The sequence below is a fragment of the Mesorhizobium sp. WSM4848 genome, assembly GCF_055811375.1.
In genome coordinates this window covers 148,050-164,166 of record NZ_JBVVPX010000001.1, presented here as the reverse complement: position 1 = coordinate 164,166, position 16,117 = coordinate 148,050, and the positions used below count along the sequence as shown (strand labels likewise).

The window sequence follows — 16,117 nt, the reverse complement described above, 5'->3', positions numbered from 1 at the left end:
CCCATAAATGCCTTTTTTTTTTTTTGGCCCCCCCCCCCCCCCCCCGCCCCCCCCCCGGCCCCCCCCCCCCCCGCGCCCCCCGCCCCCCCCCCCCTCCCCCCCCCCCCCCGGGGGGGGGGCGCGCCCCCCCCCCCTCGACTCGGGCCATATCATCAATTTCAACGCTGCAGGGGGACGGAGTGACTGCCGCCGCCATTCTTGAAATCCGCGACATCTCGAAATCCTTCGGCGCCATCAAAGCGCTGACCGGGGTCGATTTCACGCTGCAGCGCGGCGAAATTCACGCGCTGTGCGGCGAGAATGGCGCCGGCAAGTCCACGTTGATGAATATCATCGCCGGCATTGTGCAACCCGACGAAGGCGCCATTCGTCTCGAAGGCGAGAACGTCACCATCACATCGCCATCCGCCGCGCAGCGGCTTGGCATAGGCCTCGTCCATCAGGAAATCGCGCTCTGCCAGGATGCCACGGTCGCCGAGAATATCCTCATGGCGGCCGTCAACAACCGGCGAGCGCCGCTGATGAATTTTCGCCGGCTCTACGCCGATGCGCAGAAGATAATGGACCTGCTGGCGCCGATCCCGGTCGAGACGCCGGTCGCCGAGCTTTCGATTTCCAACCAGCAACTTGTGGAAATCGCCAAGGCGCTGACGCTCGAATGCCGGGTTCTGATGCTCGACGAGCCGACGGCCGCGCTGACCGAGACCGAGGCGCAGCGCCTTTTCGCAATCGTTCGCGATCTCAAGGCACGCGGAATTTCAATCATCTACATCAGCCACCGCATGGCCGAGATCTTCAGCCTGTGCGACCGCGTCACGGTGTTTCGTGACGGCAGATACGTAGCGACCGATTCTATCGCTTCGGTCACTCCCAATGATGTCGTGCGCAAGATGGTCGGGCGCGAAATCACGCAGCTCTATCCGCAAAAGCTCTCGCCTGAGCGGCGTACCGATCGTCCTGTGTTGTCGGTCGAAAATCTCTCCTATCGAGATGGTTCCGACGGCGTCAGCTTCACGCTTCGTTCAGGCGAAATTCTTGGCATCGGTGGGTTGATTGGCGCCGGCCGCAGCGAGATGGTCCAAAACGTTTGCGGCTTGCGCGCGAAGCTGTCGGGATCGATCGAGCTCAATGGCCAGCCGGTCAGCATCAGGACCTACAGCGATGCGGTGCGCGCCGGCCTGGTCTACCTCTCTGAGGACCGCAAGGCGTCTGGCCTGTTCCTCGACCTGTCGGTTGCCTCGAACATCTCCGCGCTGGACCTTCGGAAACTGACCACACCGCTTGGGCTGCTCGATCGCCGCGCCGAGGCAAAGCAAGCCACCGATCTGGTCGAGCGCCATGCTGTGCGCATGGGCGGCATCGAGACACAGGTGTCGACGCTCAGCGGTGGCAATCAGCAGAAAGTCGCCATCGCCAGGCTTCTTTCGGTCGGCCCCAAAGTGGTCATTCTGGACGAGCCCACACGCGGGGTCGATGTCGGCGCCAAAGTGGAAATTCATCGCCTGCTTCGCGATCTCGCCGAGCGGGGCGTCGGCGTCATCGTGATTTCATCCGAGCTTCCGGAATTGATCGGACTGAGCGACCGGGTGCTTGTCATACACGAAGGCGCCATCGTCGGCGAACTGGGGGCTGACGAATTGACCGAAGAGGCAATCATGCTGCTGGCTTCTGGTCTCCGGCAGCAACGATCAAACGCAAGGCAGGTTCAGAATGTCGCTTAGACAGACCGGAGGAACCCTCATGGACGCCGAAATCAAGGCGAGCGCCCCGGGGCTTGGCGGGCGCAACTGGCTGCGTCTTGGGTCGATGCGCGAGGCGGGGCTGATCGCAATCATGCTGGCGCTGTGCATCGCCATGACATTCGCTTCGCCGCATTTCCTGACCTGGGGAAATTTCCGCGCCATGCTGATGAGCTTCTCCATTGAAGGCATCGTCGTGGTCGGTATGACGATACTCCTCATTGTCGGCGGCATCGACCTTTCCGTCGGGTCGGTGGTCTGCTTCTCCATGGTCGTGTCAGGCGCTCTGTTCCTGATGGGTCTAGACCCGTGGACCGCGAGCCTCATCGGCGTAGGCGCCAGCGCGCTGATCGGCGCGGTCATGGGCTTCTTCGTCACCGTTATCGGGCTCAATCATTTCATCACATCGTTGGCGGCGATGGTGATCGTGCGCGGTCTTTGCCTTGTCATCACCAAGGGAACCCCGCTGTCGCTGTTCACCCTGCCGCCCGGGTTCAAGGCGATCGGCCAGGGCAGCTTCGGCAATGTGCCTTACGTCATAGTCATCTTTGTTGTGGTCGTGGCCATATTCGATTTTCTGCTTCGGCGTGCCACGGCCTTCCGCAAGGTCTTTTATACCGGCAGCAACGAGAAGGCGGCCCAATTTTCAGGCATCAAGACCAAGCAGGTCAAATTCTGGGTCACGGTTCTCTGCTCCACCCTCGCGGGCTTTGCCGGCATCATCTATATGTCACGCTTTGGCGCTGCGACCCCGACCTTCGGCGCTGGCATGGAGCTCAACATCATCGCCGCGGCGGTGATTGGCGGAGCATCGCTCAATGGCGGCTCGGGCACCATCTTCGGCGCCATACTGGGCATGGCGCTGCTCTCGGTCGTCACAAGCTCGCTGATCCTGCTCGACGTTTCCGTCTATTGGCAGGACATGATCAAGGGATGCATCCTGCTCGCGGCGGTATCGATCGACCACTTCCTGCACCGCAGGAAGTCCTGAGCAGCAGCGCGAGAGTTGAGCATCCATCATGTCACCACCCAATTCGCGGGACGACGTCACGATCGTCCGCCAGATGTATCAGGCGCTTGTGCTTCATTACATGGAAGCCAAGACGCAGGCGGAAATCGCCAAGGAGCTCGGCATCTCGCATGCGACCGTCAACCGCCTCATCAAACGCGGTCATCAACTCGGGCTTGTCGAGATCAAGATCAAGTCGCCGGTCGAGCAACTGATCGACATCGAGGCGCGACTTGTCGCGATCGGTGGACTCCAAAGGGCCGTCGTCGTCCCCTCCGTTTCGGACAATCCGCAGACTGCGCTTCAGCGTGTCGGTGAGGCCGCAGCCAGGCTGGTGCTCGAGACGATCAAGGACGGCGACACGATTTCCATTACCGGGGGCAAGGGGGTGAGTGCCGTCGTCGCCGGCCTCAAGCCGAGCCGCAGCTACGACGTCGAGGTAGTTCCCGCGACCGGCCTGGTCCAGGGCAAGCATTACACCGACGTCAATCATGTCGCGTCTCTGATGGCCGACAAGCTCGGCGGGCGCGCCTATCAGATTCACGCGCCGCTGTTTGCCGACAGCCCGGCCCAACGTGACATGCTGATGGGCGTCCGGGCGGTTTCGGACGTCTTCAACAAGGCGCGCGAAGCAACGCTTGCGGTCGTCGGCATCGGCTCCATCCTGGCCGACGATTCGAGCTACTACGATCTGCACCCATCCTCGAGCGCCGACCGGCTGGCCATCGAGCGCTCGGGCGCGGCGGGCGAACTGCTCGCCCATCTCATAGACTGCGACGGCAAGCTCGCCGACTACAGCCTCAACCGCTCACTGGTCTCGCTGACGCTCGAGGAATTCGCGACCATTCCGCAGTCGATCGGAGTCGCAAGCGGCGCCAGCAAGGTGGTCCCGATCCTCAGTGCCATGCGCGGCTCTCACCTCGACACTCTCGTCACCGACGAAACCACCGGCTTGAAGATCCTCGAGCTCGCCGAAGGAAATGCTGCATGAATACTCGACAAATCACCCGCTCAATCGGCAAGTCCGGCGTTGTAGCTTCGGCGGTGGGCCTAGGCACCTGGGCCATCGGCGGCTGGATGTGGGGTGGCACGGATGAAGCAGAATCGATCGCCGCCATCCAGGCGTCCTTCGATGCCGGCGTTTCGCTGATCGACACCGCGCCGGCTTACGGTCTTGGCCGCAGCGAAGAGATCGTCGGCAAGGCCATCAAGGGCCGGCGCGACCGCGCGGTCATCGCCAGCAAATGCGGCCTCAACTGGCATTCGAAAAAGGGCAACCACTTCTTCGATCAGGATGGAACGCCGGTGAACCGATATCTGGGCGCCGACGGCATCGCTTATGAAGTGGAACAGAGCCTGCGGCGGCTCGGCACCGACTATATCGATCTCTACATCACCCACTGGCAGGACCCGACGACACCCATTGCCGAAACAATGGAAGCGCTCGAACGCCTCAAATCCGCTGGCAAAATCCGCGCCATCGGCGCCAGCAATCTCAATGCTGCCGAGCTGCAGCAGTATGTCGCCGCTGGCCAGCTCGACGCGATCCAGGAAAGATATTCGATGCTGGATCGCGACATCGAGCAGACATTGCTGCCGATCGCGCGCCAGCATCAAGTTGCAGCACTCAGTTATTCGTCGCTTGCACTCGGCCTGCTCTCGGGCGCCATCGATCCGGCGCGTGAGTTCAGCGGCGACGACCAGCGCAAAGACAATCCGCGCTTCTCTCAGGCTAACCGGCGCAAGGTAGCCGCGTTGAAACATGCCCTGGCCCCGGTCGCTGAGATCCACCAGGCAAGCATGGCGCAGATCGTCATCGCCTGGACGCTGGCGCAACCCGGCATCACCTTCGCGTTGTGTGGAGCGCGAAAGGCCACGCAGGCGCTCGACAACGCCAGGGCAGGGGAGATTTTACTGAGCGCGGCGGAACTGGGGACGATCGATGCGGCGGTGGCCGGGCATCTCGTAGCGATAGACGCGTGATCGAAAGCGCGTCCTGAGATGAATCGCATCCAGACGATCGCCGGCTTGCGCGGGAACCCCGATGTTGACGTCCTCGTGATAGGCGGCGGCATCAACGGCATCAGCGTGTTTCGCGAGCTCGCTTTGCAGGGCGTCGATGTCCTGCTCGCCGAAAAGGGCGATTATTGCTGCGGCGCCAGCGCAGCCCTCTCGCGCATGGTTCATGGCGGCTTGCGCTACCTTGAAAACGGCGAGTTCAAGCTGGTCCGCGAATCCCTGCTCGAACGCGATCGGCTATTGAAGAACGCGCCGCATTGCGTTGCGCCATTGCCAACCACAGTGCCTATCTTCGACCTGTTCTCAGGTATCGCAAATGGCGCATTCCGCTTCCTTGGGCTAAGCCGTCGTCCGGGTCGGCGTGGCGCATTGGTCATCAAGACCGGCCTGGCGATGTATGACTTCTTCACCGCCGCACGGCGTATCGTCCCGACGCACAAGTTCAGGAGCCGTGCTGAAACACTCAAGGTCTGGCCTGCAATCAATCCTGCTATCCGCAATTCGGCGACATACTATGACGCCTGGGTCAGCCACCCCGAGCGGCTGGGTACCGAGATGCTGCGCGACACCATGAACGAAAGGCCATCGGCTCGAGCGCTCAACTATGCACGCGTATCGCTCGGTGACGCGGGCCTTGCGCTTAACGACGGATTGTCTGGCGAAACAGTTGCCGTGAAGCCGCGGCTCGTCGTCAACGCCACAGGCGGCTGGATCGACCTGACCAATTCGGCTATCGGAGCCGTTGCGCCCAAGTTTATGGGTGGCACCAAAGGATCGCATCTGATCGTCGATAATCGCGAGCTTCACGACGCTCTCGACGGCCACATGATCTATTACGAGAACGAGGACGGCCGGATCTGCATCCTGTTCCCCTATCTCGGCAATGTGCTGGTCGGCTCGACGGATATCCGTGCCGACGATCCCGACCAAGCGCGCTGCGAGGACGACGAGCGGCAATACATCCGGCAGTCCGTGTCCTTCGTGTTTCCCGGGATCGAGATCACTGATACCGACATCGTCTTTCAGTTCACCGGGGTGAGGCCGCTACCGATAAGCCGGGACAGTTTTACCGGGCGCATTCCCCGCGATCATTTCTGCGAGCTCATCGAGGGCGCCGGTATGGTGCCGCCGACGCTGTGCATGATCGGCGGGAAATGGACAACCTTCCGGTCGTTCGGCGAACTGGCAGCGGATATCGTGCTCGAGCGATTGTGCCGACAGCGCATCGTCGGCACCGAAAACATGCCGATCGGCGGCGGCCGGCATTTTCCCATGGCCCCCGAAAAATGGTGCGCAGAACGCGCGGCGGCGCATGGCCTGTCGCTTGACCGCATGCGCAGCCTGTTCGAGCGCTACGGCACCGTGGCGGATGCCGTCGCCGCTTTTTTGGCAGCGGGACAGGACGAGCTCTTGCCTGGCAGCCACTACTCGGTCCGGGAGATTCAGTATCTCATCGCCAATGAATATGTCGAGCAGTTGGAGGACCTGCTGCTCCGCCGCACGACAATCGCCATCACCGGTGCTCTCTCTTGCGACCTTCTCGACGCAGTTCTCGATATTCTCGCTGTCGAAAAGAGCTGGGACGCTGCGCGCAAGGCATTCGAGCGCACCGATTTCCTCGCCCTGCTGCAGCGCCAGCACGGCGTCGATCTCGACCAGCTATCGCAAAAAGACCAAGGAAGGAGCGCCGAATGCGCATCAACAAGAAAGTCCGCATGAACCGGCTGTTCGGCGGGGCGCGCTGTCTCGACGTCGCAATCGACCATGGCGTATGCAACGAGCCGTCGTTCCTGGAAGGGCTGGAGGATATGGCTGGCGTCGTCGCCCAGCTGGTCGCCGCGGGGCCGGACGCCATTCAGATGAATTATGGCCAGGCCGATTTGCTGCAGACCCTGCCCGGCAAGGACAAGCCGGCATTGGTCATGCGCATAGACATGGGTAATCCATACAACAAAACCCGCCATCGCTCGATGTGGGCCGTCCTGCAGAACGAAGCCGAGCCGCTGATCGGCGCGCTGGAGATGGACGCGGCCTGCGTGGTCGTCAATTTATTCATGCTGCCCGACGAGCCGGACCTGTTTCGGCAATGCGTCCACAACATTGCCAGGGTTCGCGCCGACTGTGAAAGATATGGCTTGCCGCTGATGATCGAGCCTCTGGCAATGCTGCCCAATTCGGAGCGCGGAGGATACATGGTCGACGGCGACCCCGAAAAGATCGTCACCCTGACCCGGCTCGCCAGCGAGATGGGCGCCGACATCATCAAGGCGGATCCGACGACCGATCCGAACGACTTCCACCGGGTGGTGGCTGCGGCACGCTGTCCTGTCCTTGTGCGCGGTGGGGGCAGGGAGGATTTGCGCGCCGTCTTCGACAAGTCGGCGGCGCTGATGGCACAAGGCGCGGCAGGCATGGTCTATGGCCGCAACATATACCAGCATTCCAACCCTCGCGCCGTCGTGAGGGGACTGATGGCGATCATCCATGAGAATGCCGACGGTGCGGCCGCCTGGGAGCTCTACCAGCAACAATAATCTTTGCAGCTTGGGAGGAGCTTCAATGCAGCGATACATCCTTGGTCTTGATGCGGGCAATACCGTCATCAAGGCCATCATCTTCGACACCGCAGGTCGCGAACTCGCACTTGCCGCTCGCGACGGCCGCTCCTGCATGCCAGAGCCCGGCCATGTCGAGCGGGACCTCGGCGAATTGTGGCGCAACGCCGTCGAGGTCATCCGCCAGTGCCTCGACCAGTCGGGCATCGACCCCCGCGAGATCGCGGTGATCGGCTGCGCCGGCCACGGCAACGGGCTCTATGCGCTGGACCGCGGCGGCGACCCGCTGCTCGGCATCCAGTCGCTCGACACGCGCGGCGTCGGCATCGTCAGCGAATGGGCGGCCGCAGGCGTTGGCGACCGGACCTATATCCACTGCCTGCAACGGCCCTGGGCGGCGCAGACGCCGACTCTGCTGGCGTGGCTCAAGCGCCATGATCCGGCACTTTTTGCCAAAATAGGCACCGTCTTCCTGTGCAAGGATTTTATCGTCAACCGCCTCACCGGCGCGCGCTCGACCGAGACCTCGGATATGTCGGGCTGCGGGCTTTTGCACATGCCCGGCCGGCGCTACGAGCGAGAGTTGCTGGCCGCCTATGGTCTCGACGATTGCATGGAACTGCTGCCGAACGTGCTGGAAGCCTCCGCCATCGCCGGCCATGTCACGCGCGATGTCGCCGCTGCCACCGGCCTTCTTGCGGGCACGCCTGTGGTGGCGGGCCTGTTCGACGTCGTCGCCAGCGCCATCGGTTCGGGCGTCACCAGCACCGGCGCCGCCTCGATCATTGCCGGCACCTGGAGCATCAACCAGGTTATCACCCAGGAGCCGATCCGCGATCCGTCGATCTTCATGCTGTCGACGTTCGATCCGCTGCGCTACCTCGCCATCGAATCGAGCGCCACTTCGGCCGCAAATCTCGAGTGGATCGTGCGTGAATTCTTCGAGCATGCGCCGCCGGCAGGCGCATCGCCATTCGAGATCTGCAGCGAGCTTGTTGCGTCCGTCGATCCCACGGGAGACATGCCGATCTACCACCCCTTCCTTTACGGCTCGCAGCAGAACGGCAAGGCGCGTGCCGGTTTCTACGGCATCGCCGGCTGGCACACGCGGGCGCATATGCTGCGCGCACTGTTCGAGGGCGTCGTCTTCGAGCACCGGCGCCATGTCGAGACGCTGCGTCGAGCGGGAGCGACTGTCAGCCAGGCGGTTCTTTCGGGCGGCGGCTCGCGCAGCGCCGTCTGGCCGCAGATATTCGCGGATGTGCTAGGGGTGCCGGTGACCGTATCTCGCAGCCGTGAGACAGGTGCGCTGGGAGCTGCGATTGCAGCCGGGACAGGCGTCGGCCTGTTTGCCGACTTCTCTGCGGGCGCCGCCGCGATGACCGCGCCCGACCGATGCTACCAGCCCAATTGCGCGATCGCACCGGTCTATGAGCGGCGCTATCGTCTCTATGGTGAGATCAACAAGGCCATGGGTCCGCTATGGGACAGGATGGCAAGCGAACGGACGTCCAATTGACACAGACCGCTGCCGATTTTGGACAGTACGACTTCATCATAGTCGGCGCGGGTTCAGCCGGCTGCGTGCTGGCCAACAGACTGTCGGCCAATCCAGCCATGCGCGTGCTGCTTCTGGAAGCCGGCGGCAGCGATCGCTATCACTGGGTCAACATTCCCATCGGCTATCTCTACTGCATGGGCAACCCGCGCACCGATTGGCTGATGTAGACCGAGCCGGAGCCCGGGCTGAACGGTCGTGCGCTCAACTATCCGCGCGGCAAGCTTCTGGGCGGCTGCTCGTCGATCAATGGCATGATCTACATGCGTGGCCAGGCGGCCGACTATGATGGCTGGCGGCAAGCCGGAAATCCTGGTTGGGGCTGGGATGACGTGCTTCCGTATTTCCGCAAGTCCGAGGACCATTTTGGTGGCGCCAACGACCTTCACGGCGCCGGTGGCGAATGGCGCGTCGAGCGCCAGCGCCTGTCGTGGCCCATCCTCGATGCCTTCCGCGATGCTGCCGAGGAACTCGGCATCCCCCGGACCGAGGACTTCAACGGCGGGACCAACGAAGGGTCGGGCTATTTCGAGGTCAACCAGAGGAAAGGCGTGCGCTGGAATACCTCGAAGGCGTTCCTGCGCAGCGCGCTGCGACGGCCGAATTTGCGCGTCGTCACCGGCGCCGAGACCGAGATGCTGGATTTCGGCGGAGCTTGCGTCACCGGCGTTGTCTTCCGCATTGGCGGCCAACTGCATCGAGCGCGGGCAGGCGAGACGATCCTTGCCGCCGGCGCGATCAATTCGCCGAAGCTGCTCGAGCTTTCCGGCGTCGGCCGACCTGCCGTGCTTGGCGCAGCAGGAATCCCGGTTCGCCACGCGCTGGAAGGCGTCGGCGAGAACCTGCAGGATCATTTGCAGATCCGCACAGTCTTCAAGGTCGCCAACGCCTCGACGCTAAACCAGCGCTACCACAATCTGTTCAGCCGCGCGGCCATGGGCGTCGAATACGCTATCCGTCGCAGCGGACCGCTGTCGATGGCGCCGAGCCAGCTTGGCATCTTCGCCAGGAGCGACCCACGCCTGGAGACGCCCGATCTCGAATACCATGTCCAACCGTTGAGCACTGACCGGCTGGGCGAGCCGCTGCATCGTTTCCCCGCGGTCACGGTTTCGGTCTGCAATCTCAGACCGGAAAGCCGCGGCACCGTCCACATGGAGGCGTCCGATCCGCAGGCGGCTCCAAAGATCCGGCCGAACTATTTGTCTACCGAAGGAGACAGGACCGTGGCTGTAGCATCGCTCCGCCACGTCCGCCGCTTGATGAAGGCGCGCGCAATTGCGTGTTTCGCGCCTGAGGAAATGCTGCCCGGTGCACACTATGAAAGCGACGACGATCTCGTTCGCAAGGCCGGCGATATCGGCACGACGATTTTCCATCCGGTCGGCACCTGCAAGATGGGCGCAGGCTCAACGGCAGTGGTCGACGGCCGGCTGCGGGTGCACGGCATTTCTGGCCTGCGCGTCGTCGACGCTTCGATTATGCCGACGATCGTTTCCGGCAACACCAACTCTCCAGTGGTCATGATCGCGGAGAAGGCATCGGAAATGATCCTGCAGGACGCCAGCCACGAGAAATAATACTCGGTGGCGCGGATAGCTGCCGGTCTGCGTTAACTCAGATGCAGTTTACTGCGGCTTTGTCGCGCAGATCGCGAAGCGGTGTTGAGTGGCGCGTTCGAGCGCCTTGGGCCAACTCATCTGTCGAGCCTGGGCGCGATGGATCGCGCCCAGTTTCCAGTCGACGACCGGCTGCTCGAACCGGGCTTCGGCCAGCAAGCGAACTATCTCTTCCGCCCGTGCGCCGCCTGAGAAATAGACACGGGCAAGAATGTTCTGGTGACGTCTGGCCATGGCGGCGCCGTCATTGTCCGAGGCCCGGGCCTTGCCGGCCGTGAGCTTCTCCCAAACTTCCCGCAAACGCGTCGCCCAGTTGCGGCTGACGAAATCGCCGTCGATGACCAGCAGTTTTCCGCCGGGCTTCAGCAGCGAGGACCATTCGGCAAAGGCCGCCTTCGGATCCAGCAGCGTCCAGACCAGGTGACGGGTGACGATGACATCGTAGCTCGCCTTGCCCTCGAGCGTGCGTTCGGCATCCCTCATGATGAAGCGGATATCGGCGGAGCGTTCTTGTGCCTTGGCGCGCGCCTTGGCGAGCATGGCTTCCGACCAGTCGAGGCCTGTCACCACAAAGCCCAGATCGTGCATCAGATGCGAAATGACGCCTGTCCCGCAGGCGAGATCCAGAGACGCCCGCCCGGCGCCTGGGCCAATGTGCCTGGTTATGAGCGCATGCCAGGCGGCGCGCTCCTGCTCGGAAAAAATCTCGTGGCCGACCTGCAGGTCGAACGTCTCGGCGCGGTCTGACCAATAGTCGCGAATTTCGTCGCGCCGCGAATAGTTTGCGTGAGCCGTCATTGCCCGAAACGCTCTCCCCTAAAGCGGTACATTGGAATTGCTCTAAAAGATAATTCTTGATTATACAATTCATGTTTTCTAAAGCCGGGCCGGTAAACTGAATTGCGAGAGCCCAATGATCTTGAAGTCGATATTCGCGGCCGCGGTCGCCCTCGCGGCCTTGATGCCGCTTACCTCAGGCGCGCGCGCCGAGACTGTCACCGACATTAGCGGCCGCAAGGTCGAGGTGAAGACGCCGGTCGACAAGGTCATCCTCGGCGAAGGCCGGCAGATCTACCTGATCGCCGCGCTCGATACCGACAACCCCTTCAAGCGCATCGTTGGCTGGCGCGAGGATTTCTCCCAGGCCGATCCCGACAATTACGCCGTTTATCTGGAAAAATTCCCGTCGATGGCGGCGATACCGACCTTCGGCGGTTTCAAGGACGGCACGTTCGACATCGAGCAGGCCATCGCGCTTCAGCCGGACGTGATGATCATGAACATCGAGTCCAAGCAGGCAACCGAGGACGCGCAATATATCGAGAAGCTCGCTGCCGTCGGCATTCCTGTGGTCTATGTCGATTTCCGCGAGCAACCCTTCACCAACACCGAGCCGAGCATGCGCCTGATCGGCAAGCTGCTTGGCCAGGAACAGCGGGCCGAGGCGTTCATCGCCTACCGCGCGGCCCAGATCGCGCGCGTCACCGATGTGATCGCAGAGAAGAATCCCAAGCGCCCGACCGTGTTCATCGATCGCGCCGGGGGCTATTCCGATGATTGCTGCATGAGCTTCGGCAACGACAATTTTGGCAAGTTCGTCGACATGGCCGGCGGGGCCAATATCGCGGCCGACCTGATCCCGGGCACGTTTGGCGCGCTCAATCCCGAACAGATCATCGCCAGCGATCCCGACCAGGTGATTGTGACGGGCGGCAATTGGGAGGCCTATGTGCCGGGCGGCAAATGGGTCGGCGTCGGTCCCGGCGCCGACGAAGCGGCGGCACTGAAGAAACTCAAGGGCCTGACCGAGCGGCCCGCGCTAACCGGCATCAAGGCGGTGGAGAACGGGCAGGTCCACGCCATCTGGCACCAGTTCTACAACAGCCCCTATCAGTTCGTCGCCATACAGCAGATGGCCAAATGGCTGCACCCCGACCTGTTCTCCGATCTCGACGCCGAGGCCACCTTCAAGGAGTTGCACGAGAAGTTCCTGCCGGTCGGGTACAGGCCCGGCCATTGGGTCTCGCTCTCCGATGAGCAGTGAACCGGCCGCACTGACAGCCAAACAAGGGCGCGGGCTCTACCGCGCCCTTGTCCTGCGCAAGCAGCTGATCCTGGCGGGGCTCGCCCTGGCGCTGCTCCTGAGCCTCTGCATCGACCTCGCGCTCGGGCCCGCAAGCTATAGCCTCGACCAGGTGGTGCTCGCCCTCGTTTCTCCCGGCAGTGTGCCGCTTCAGGTGCGCGTCGTGCTGTGGGACATCCGGCTTCCCATCGCGCTGATGGCAGTGGTCGTCGGCGCAGCACTGTCGATCGCCGGTGCGCAGATGCAGACCATCCTCAACAATCCGCTCGCCAGCCCGTTCACGCTCGGCATTTCGGCGGCGGCCAGCTTTGGCGCAGCACTCGCGCTCGCCTTCGGCGTCGCGCTGATCCCGGCCGCGATCGAATATATCGTGCCGCTCAACGCCTTCGTGGTGGCGATGCTGACCGCGCTCGTCATCCACCTGCTCAGCCTCAAGCGCGGCGTGACGGTCGAAACCATCGTGCTTCTCGGCATCGCGCTCGTATTCACCTTCAATGCGCTGCTGTCGCTCGTCCAGTATCTTTCCTCCGAGCAGGCGCTCGCCGCGGTCGTGTTCTGGACGATGGGAAGCCTCACCAAAGCCACCTGGCCCAAGCTCATCATCACCAGCCTCATCCTTCTCGCAACACTGCCGATATTCGTGCGCCGCGCCTGGGCGCTGACGGCGCTGCGGCTAGGCGAAGACAAGGCCGCGAGCTTTGGCGTCAAGGTCGCACGCCTCAGGCTCGAAACCATGATGATGGTAAGCCTCCTTGCTGCCATTCCCGTCGCCTTCGTCGGCACGATCGGCTTCATCGGGCTCGTCGGTCCGCACATCGCCCGCATGCTGATCGGAGAAGATCAGCGCTTCTTCTTGCCCGCCTCGGCGCTTTCGGGGGCGCTCATCCTTTCGGTGAGTTCGGTTGCCAGCAAGTCGCTCGTTCCAGGCACGATCTTCCCGATCGGCATCGTCACCTCGCTTGTCGGCATTCCCTTCTTCATCTCGCTGATCCTCTCGAATGTGAGGCGCTCATGGTAACGATCAGGCTCGATGGTCTCGGAGCCTTCCACGGGGCGCGGCTCGTTCTTTCGGATGTCTCAACTCCCATTTTCCGGGGTGGCGAGGTTGTCGCCGTGATCGGACCCAACGCAGCGGGCAAGTCGACGCTGTTCAAGCGCATCGCAGGACTTCTGAAGGGCCCGGGTCGCGTCTGCCTCGAGGGAGCGGTGAAGGGGCCGGACGGCATCTGCTATATGCCGCAGGATACGGCAGCCAGCGCGGTGCTGACCGTCTATGAATCGATCCTGCTCGCCCGCAAGCAGGGCTCGGCCTGGTCGGTCAGCGACGGCGACCTCGCACTCATAGACGGCATCCTGGCCGCGCTCAGCATCTCGGATCTTGCCTTTCGCAACGTCGGAGAATTGAGCGGCGGGCAAAGGCAGGTGGTAAGCATTGCCCAGACCCTGGCTCGCGAACCTGAAATCCTGCTGATGGACGAGCCGACGTCCGCGCTTGACTTGCACCGGCAGGTCGAGGTGCTGAGCTTCATGCGCGGGCTTGCGCGCAAACACGGGATTGCTGTGCTGATCGCAATTCACGACCTCAATCAGGCCTTGCGCTTCGCTGACAAATGCATCGTTGTCGCCGAGGGGCGGATGGTCGCCTGCGGCACGCCGGAAGATGTCGTTACGCCGGCGCTTTTGCGTGATGTGTACCGTGTCGAGGCGAGGATCGAGCGCTGCTCGCGGGGTATTGGTCATGTCATGGTGGATGGCGTCGCCGCCGAAACGGCAGCCACTGCATCGATAGCAGCTTAGGCATCTGTGCTCTGCTTGGGCGACGAATGGAGGCCTTCATTCACGACCGCTGTACGTCCTTCGACGAGCCGCTGCTGTACGAGATGCCTCGGGTAGACAGAGGTCGTGAAAACGCGCGATAAGGTAGCCTGCGTTAGATCTAGAGATGGCCGGGGCACCACAAGATGGCACGCCGAATGTGCAACGCAATGCTTGGCTTCGCGGCGCTTGTCATGACCGCGTGCCAATCGGCTCTTGAAACGACGCAACCCGACCCTGCGTTAGAACCTGGACCCATTTCTGCCCAAACTGCCTTGGATCCTGCCGCTGTTTCCTCCGGCTCGGCAATTATCGATCAATCCGTGGCGGTCACTCCGCCTGCCAAGACCGTTCCGACAAAGTACGCCGCTTTTTCGGGTCTATGGGCCGGACGATTGGATGGGATGTATGACGCCAAACTTGCTGTTCAGACGATTTCTTCCAATGGCAAGGTGACGGTTACCTATGCGTGGGGAACTCTTGGCGACAACCATCCGGGAGAGGCCGCCGGCGTTGGAAGAATTGTGGGGACTGCGTTGAAGCTTGAGCGCCTGCCGAATGGCGCAGACGTCAGTTTTGTCATGCGGCCCGACAGAACCCTGGCCGGAACCGTCAGGCTTGCTGGCCAGACCTACTCGGGCGCGTTCCTCAAGCAATGATCAAAGACGTGTCTGAAGGCTATGTAGGCTAGGCGACGCGCTTGATCGCCCGTCTAGCCGCTGTTGGCGCTGACCGCATCACCAGGCACCTTTGTGCGAGGCTGCATGCGCGCCCCGGCAGGCGCGAACACCGAAATCGCCTTCGGGTGGACCTTGAAATGCGCCGGGGTCGAGGTCACGATCTCACCATCGGTGTTCACCGGCATCGGCCTTTTCGTCTCGATGTCGAACTCGACGCATCTCGCCGTGCGAACCTCGCTCCAGGCGCCGTGCGTGCCCGAGCGGAACGAGCGCAACAAGAGCGCCATTTTCCAGAGATTCGTCATTTCCAGGCTGTACAGGTCGAGATGGCCGTCATCGATCTCCGCGGTCTCCTCGACGACGTTGCCGCCGCCATAGTGGCGGCCGTTGCCGACCGCTATCTGGTAGGTCTCGACTTCGGTCGTTGCGCCCTTTTCGGTAATCCTTGCTTCGAAGTGGCGGGCCTTGGTCAACACTTTCATGGCCGCCAAGGCATAGCCAAACCTGCCGAAACGCTTCTTCAGCGCCGGATCCAGACCCTGGGCAAGATCGGTGCTGAGGCCGATGCTCGCGACGTTGAAGAAGGCGTGGCCATTGACGGTCCCGATATCGATCAGACGTCGTCCGCCCTCTACTATCACGTCGGCCGCCTTCCCAAGATCCAACGGAATTTCGAGGGTGCGCGCCAGATCGTTCGCCGTCCCCATCGGGATGATGCCCATCGGCAGCCCGCTTTCCATAACCGCGACCGCCGCCGAGGACACCGAGCCATCACCGCCGCACACGATCACAAGATCGGCCCTATGGCGAAGGCGCACGATGTCGCGTGCTATTTCGGGCAGCGCCTCAAAAGTCTCGACGCTGACGCGGAGCCCTCCGGCTTCCAGCCGCTCGACGACCGGTGCGATGGATTCCTGTCCGCGGCGTGCCTTTGGATTGATGAGTAGAAGCGCGCGTCTGTTCGTGATGTCATTCATGCGGCGTAGATAGGGTGCGTGGCTGCGGATTGCGACGTCGACAGCCGCGCCTGGGAAAACAAG

13 protein-coding genes and 1 pseudogene are annotated in these 16,117 nt (G+C 62.4%); 12 read left to right on the top strand and 2 right to left on the bottom strand.

What is annotated here, in order from left to right; translation table 11 throughout:
• Positions 1-179: 179 nt before the first annotated feature.
• From AC0L16_RS00775 to AC0L16_RS00740, 8 genes and pseudogenes are all read left to right on the top strand, one after another.
• On the top strand, positions 180-1,721 hold the full coding sequence (locus tag AC0L16_RS00775; RefSeq protein WP_473618458.1) for a sugar ABC transporter ATP-binding protein: 1,542 nt from the start codon (positions 180-182) through the stop codon (positions 1,719-1,721).
• Positions 1,722-1,740: 19 nt separating this feature from the next.
• A complete protein-coding gene (locus AC0L16_RS00770; protein ID WP_473618457.1) occupies positions 1,741-2,730 on the top strand; it encodes an ABC transporter permease in 990 nt (329 codons plus the stop codon).
• A 28-nt stretch (positions 2,731-2,758) separates the two neighbouring features.
• The gene (locus AC0L16_RS00765) at positions 2,759-3,739 is read left to right on the top strand and encodes a sugar-binding transcriptional regulator (RefSeq protein ID WP_473618456.1); all 981 of its coding nucleotides are present in this window, start codon (positions 2,759-2,761) and stop codon (positions 3,737-3,739) included.
• Complete coding sequence (locus tag AC0L16_RS00760) at positions 3,736-4,731, top strand: aldo/keto reductase (protein WP_473607148.1); 996 nt, start codon at positions 3,736-3,738, stop codon at positions 4,729-4,731. The genes AC0L16_RS00765 and AC0L16_RS00760 overlap by 4 nt, the downstream gene beginning before the upstream one ends.
• A gap of 18 nt (positions 4,732-4,749) precedes the next feature.
• Positions 4,750-6,486 carry a glycerol-3-phosphate dehydrogenase/oxidase gene (locus tag AC0L16_RS00755; RefSeq protein ID WP_473618455.1) on the top strand — a complete coding sequence of 579 codons (1,737 nt, stop codon included), beginning with the start codon at positions 4,750-4,752 and terminating at the stop codon, positions 6,484-6,486.
• A complete protein-coding gene (locus tag AC0L16_RS00750; protein WP_473607150.1) occupies positions 6,459-7,301 on the top strand; it encodes a class I fructose-bisphosphate aldolase in 843 nt (280 codons plus the stop codon). Before AC0L16_RS00755 ends, AC0L16_RS00750 begins: the two co-directional genes overlap by 28 nt.
• 25 nt (positions 7,302-7,326) lie before the next feature.
• Complete coding sequence (locus AC0L16_RS00745; RefSeq protein WP_473618454.1) at positions 7,327-8,841, top strand: FGGY-family carbohydrate kinase; 1,515 nt, start codon at positions 7,327-7,329, stop codon at positions 8,839-8,841.
• Positions 8,805-10,460, top strand: a pseudogene (locus tag AC0L16_RS00740) (GMC family oxidoreductase). The gene AC0L16_RS00745 and the pseudogene AC0L16_RS00740 overlap by 37 nt, the downstream one beginning before the upstream one ends.
• A 48-nt stretch (positions 10,461-10,508) precedes the next feature.
• Here AC0L16_RS00740 and AC0L16_RS00735 read toward each other — a convergent pair.
• A complete protein-coding gene (locus AC0L16_RS00735) occupies positions 10,509-11,297 on the bottom strand; it encodes a class I SAM-dependent methyltransferase (protein WP_473618453.1) in 789 nt (262 codons plus the stop codon).
• 115 nt (positions 11,298-11,412) lie between these two features.
• Between AC0L16_RS00735 and AC0L16_RS00730 the strand changes: the two genes are divergently transcribed.
• The 4 genes from AC0L16_RS00730 to AC0L16_RS00715 all read left to right on the top strand — a co-directional run bounded on the left by AC0L16_RS00730 (position 11,413) and on the right by AC0L16_RS00715 (position 15,056).
• Positions 11,413-12,543, top strand: a complete 1,131-nt coding sequence (locus tag AC0L16_RS00730; RefSeq protein WP_473618452.1) for an ABC transporter substrate-binding protein — start codon at positions 11,413-11,415, stop codon at positions 12,541-12,543.
• On the top strand, positions 12,533-13,600 hold the full coding sequence (locus AC0L16_RS00725; protein WP_473618451.1) for a FecCD family ABC transporter permease: 1,068 nt from the start codon (positions 12,533-12,535) through the stop codon (positions 13,598-13,600). The genes AC0L16_RS00730 and AC0L16_RS00725 overlap by 11 nt, the downstream gene beginning before the upstream one ends.
• Positions 13,594-14,379, top strand: a complete 786-nt coding sequence (locus AC0L16_RS00720; RefSeq protein WP_473618450.1) for an ABC transporter ATP-binding protein — start codon at positions 13,594-13,596, stop codon at positions 14,377-14,379. The genes AC0L16_RS00725 and AC0L16_RS00720 overlap by 7 nt, the downstream gene beginning before the upstream one ends.
• Positions 14,380-14,567: 188 nt before the next feature.
• A complete protein-coding gene (locus AC0L16_RS00715; protein ID WP_473618449.1) occupies positions 14,568-15,056 on the top strand; it encodes a hypothetical protein in 489 nt (162 codons plus the stop codon).
• A 53-nt stretch (positions 15,057-15,109) separates the two neighbouring features.
• On the opposite strand, the gene AC0L16_RS00710 is transcribed toward AC0L16_RS00715, so the two are convergent.
• The gene (locus tag AC0L16_RS00710) at positions 15,110-16,054 is read right to left on the bottom strand and encodes a lipid kinase (protein ID WP_473618448.1); all 945 of its coding nucleotides are present in this window, start codon (positions 16,052-16,054) and stop codon (positions 15,110-15,112) included.
• Between the last annotated feature and the right edge of the window lie 63 nt (positions 16,055-16,117).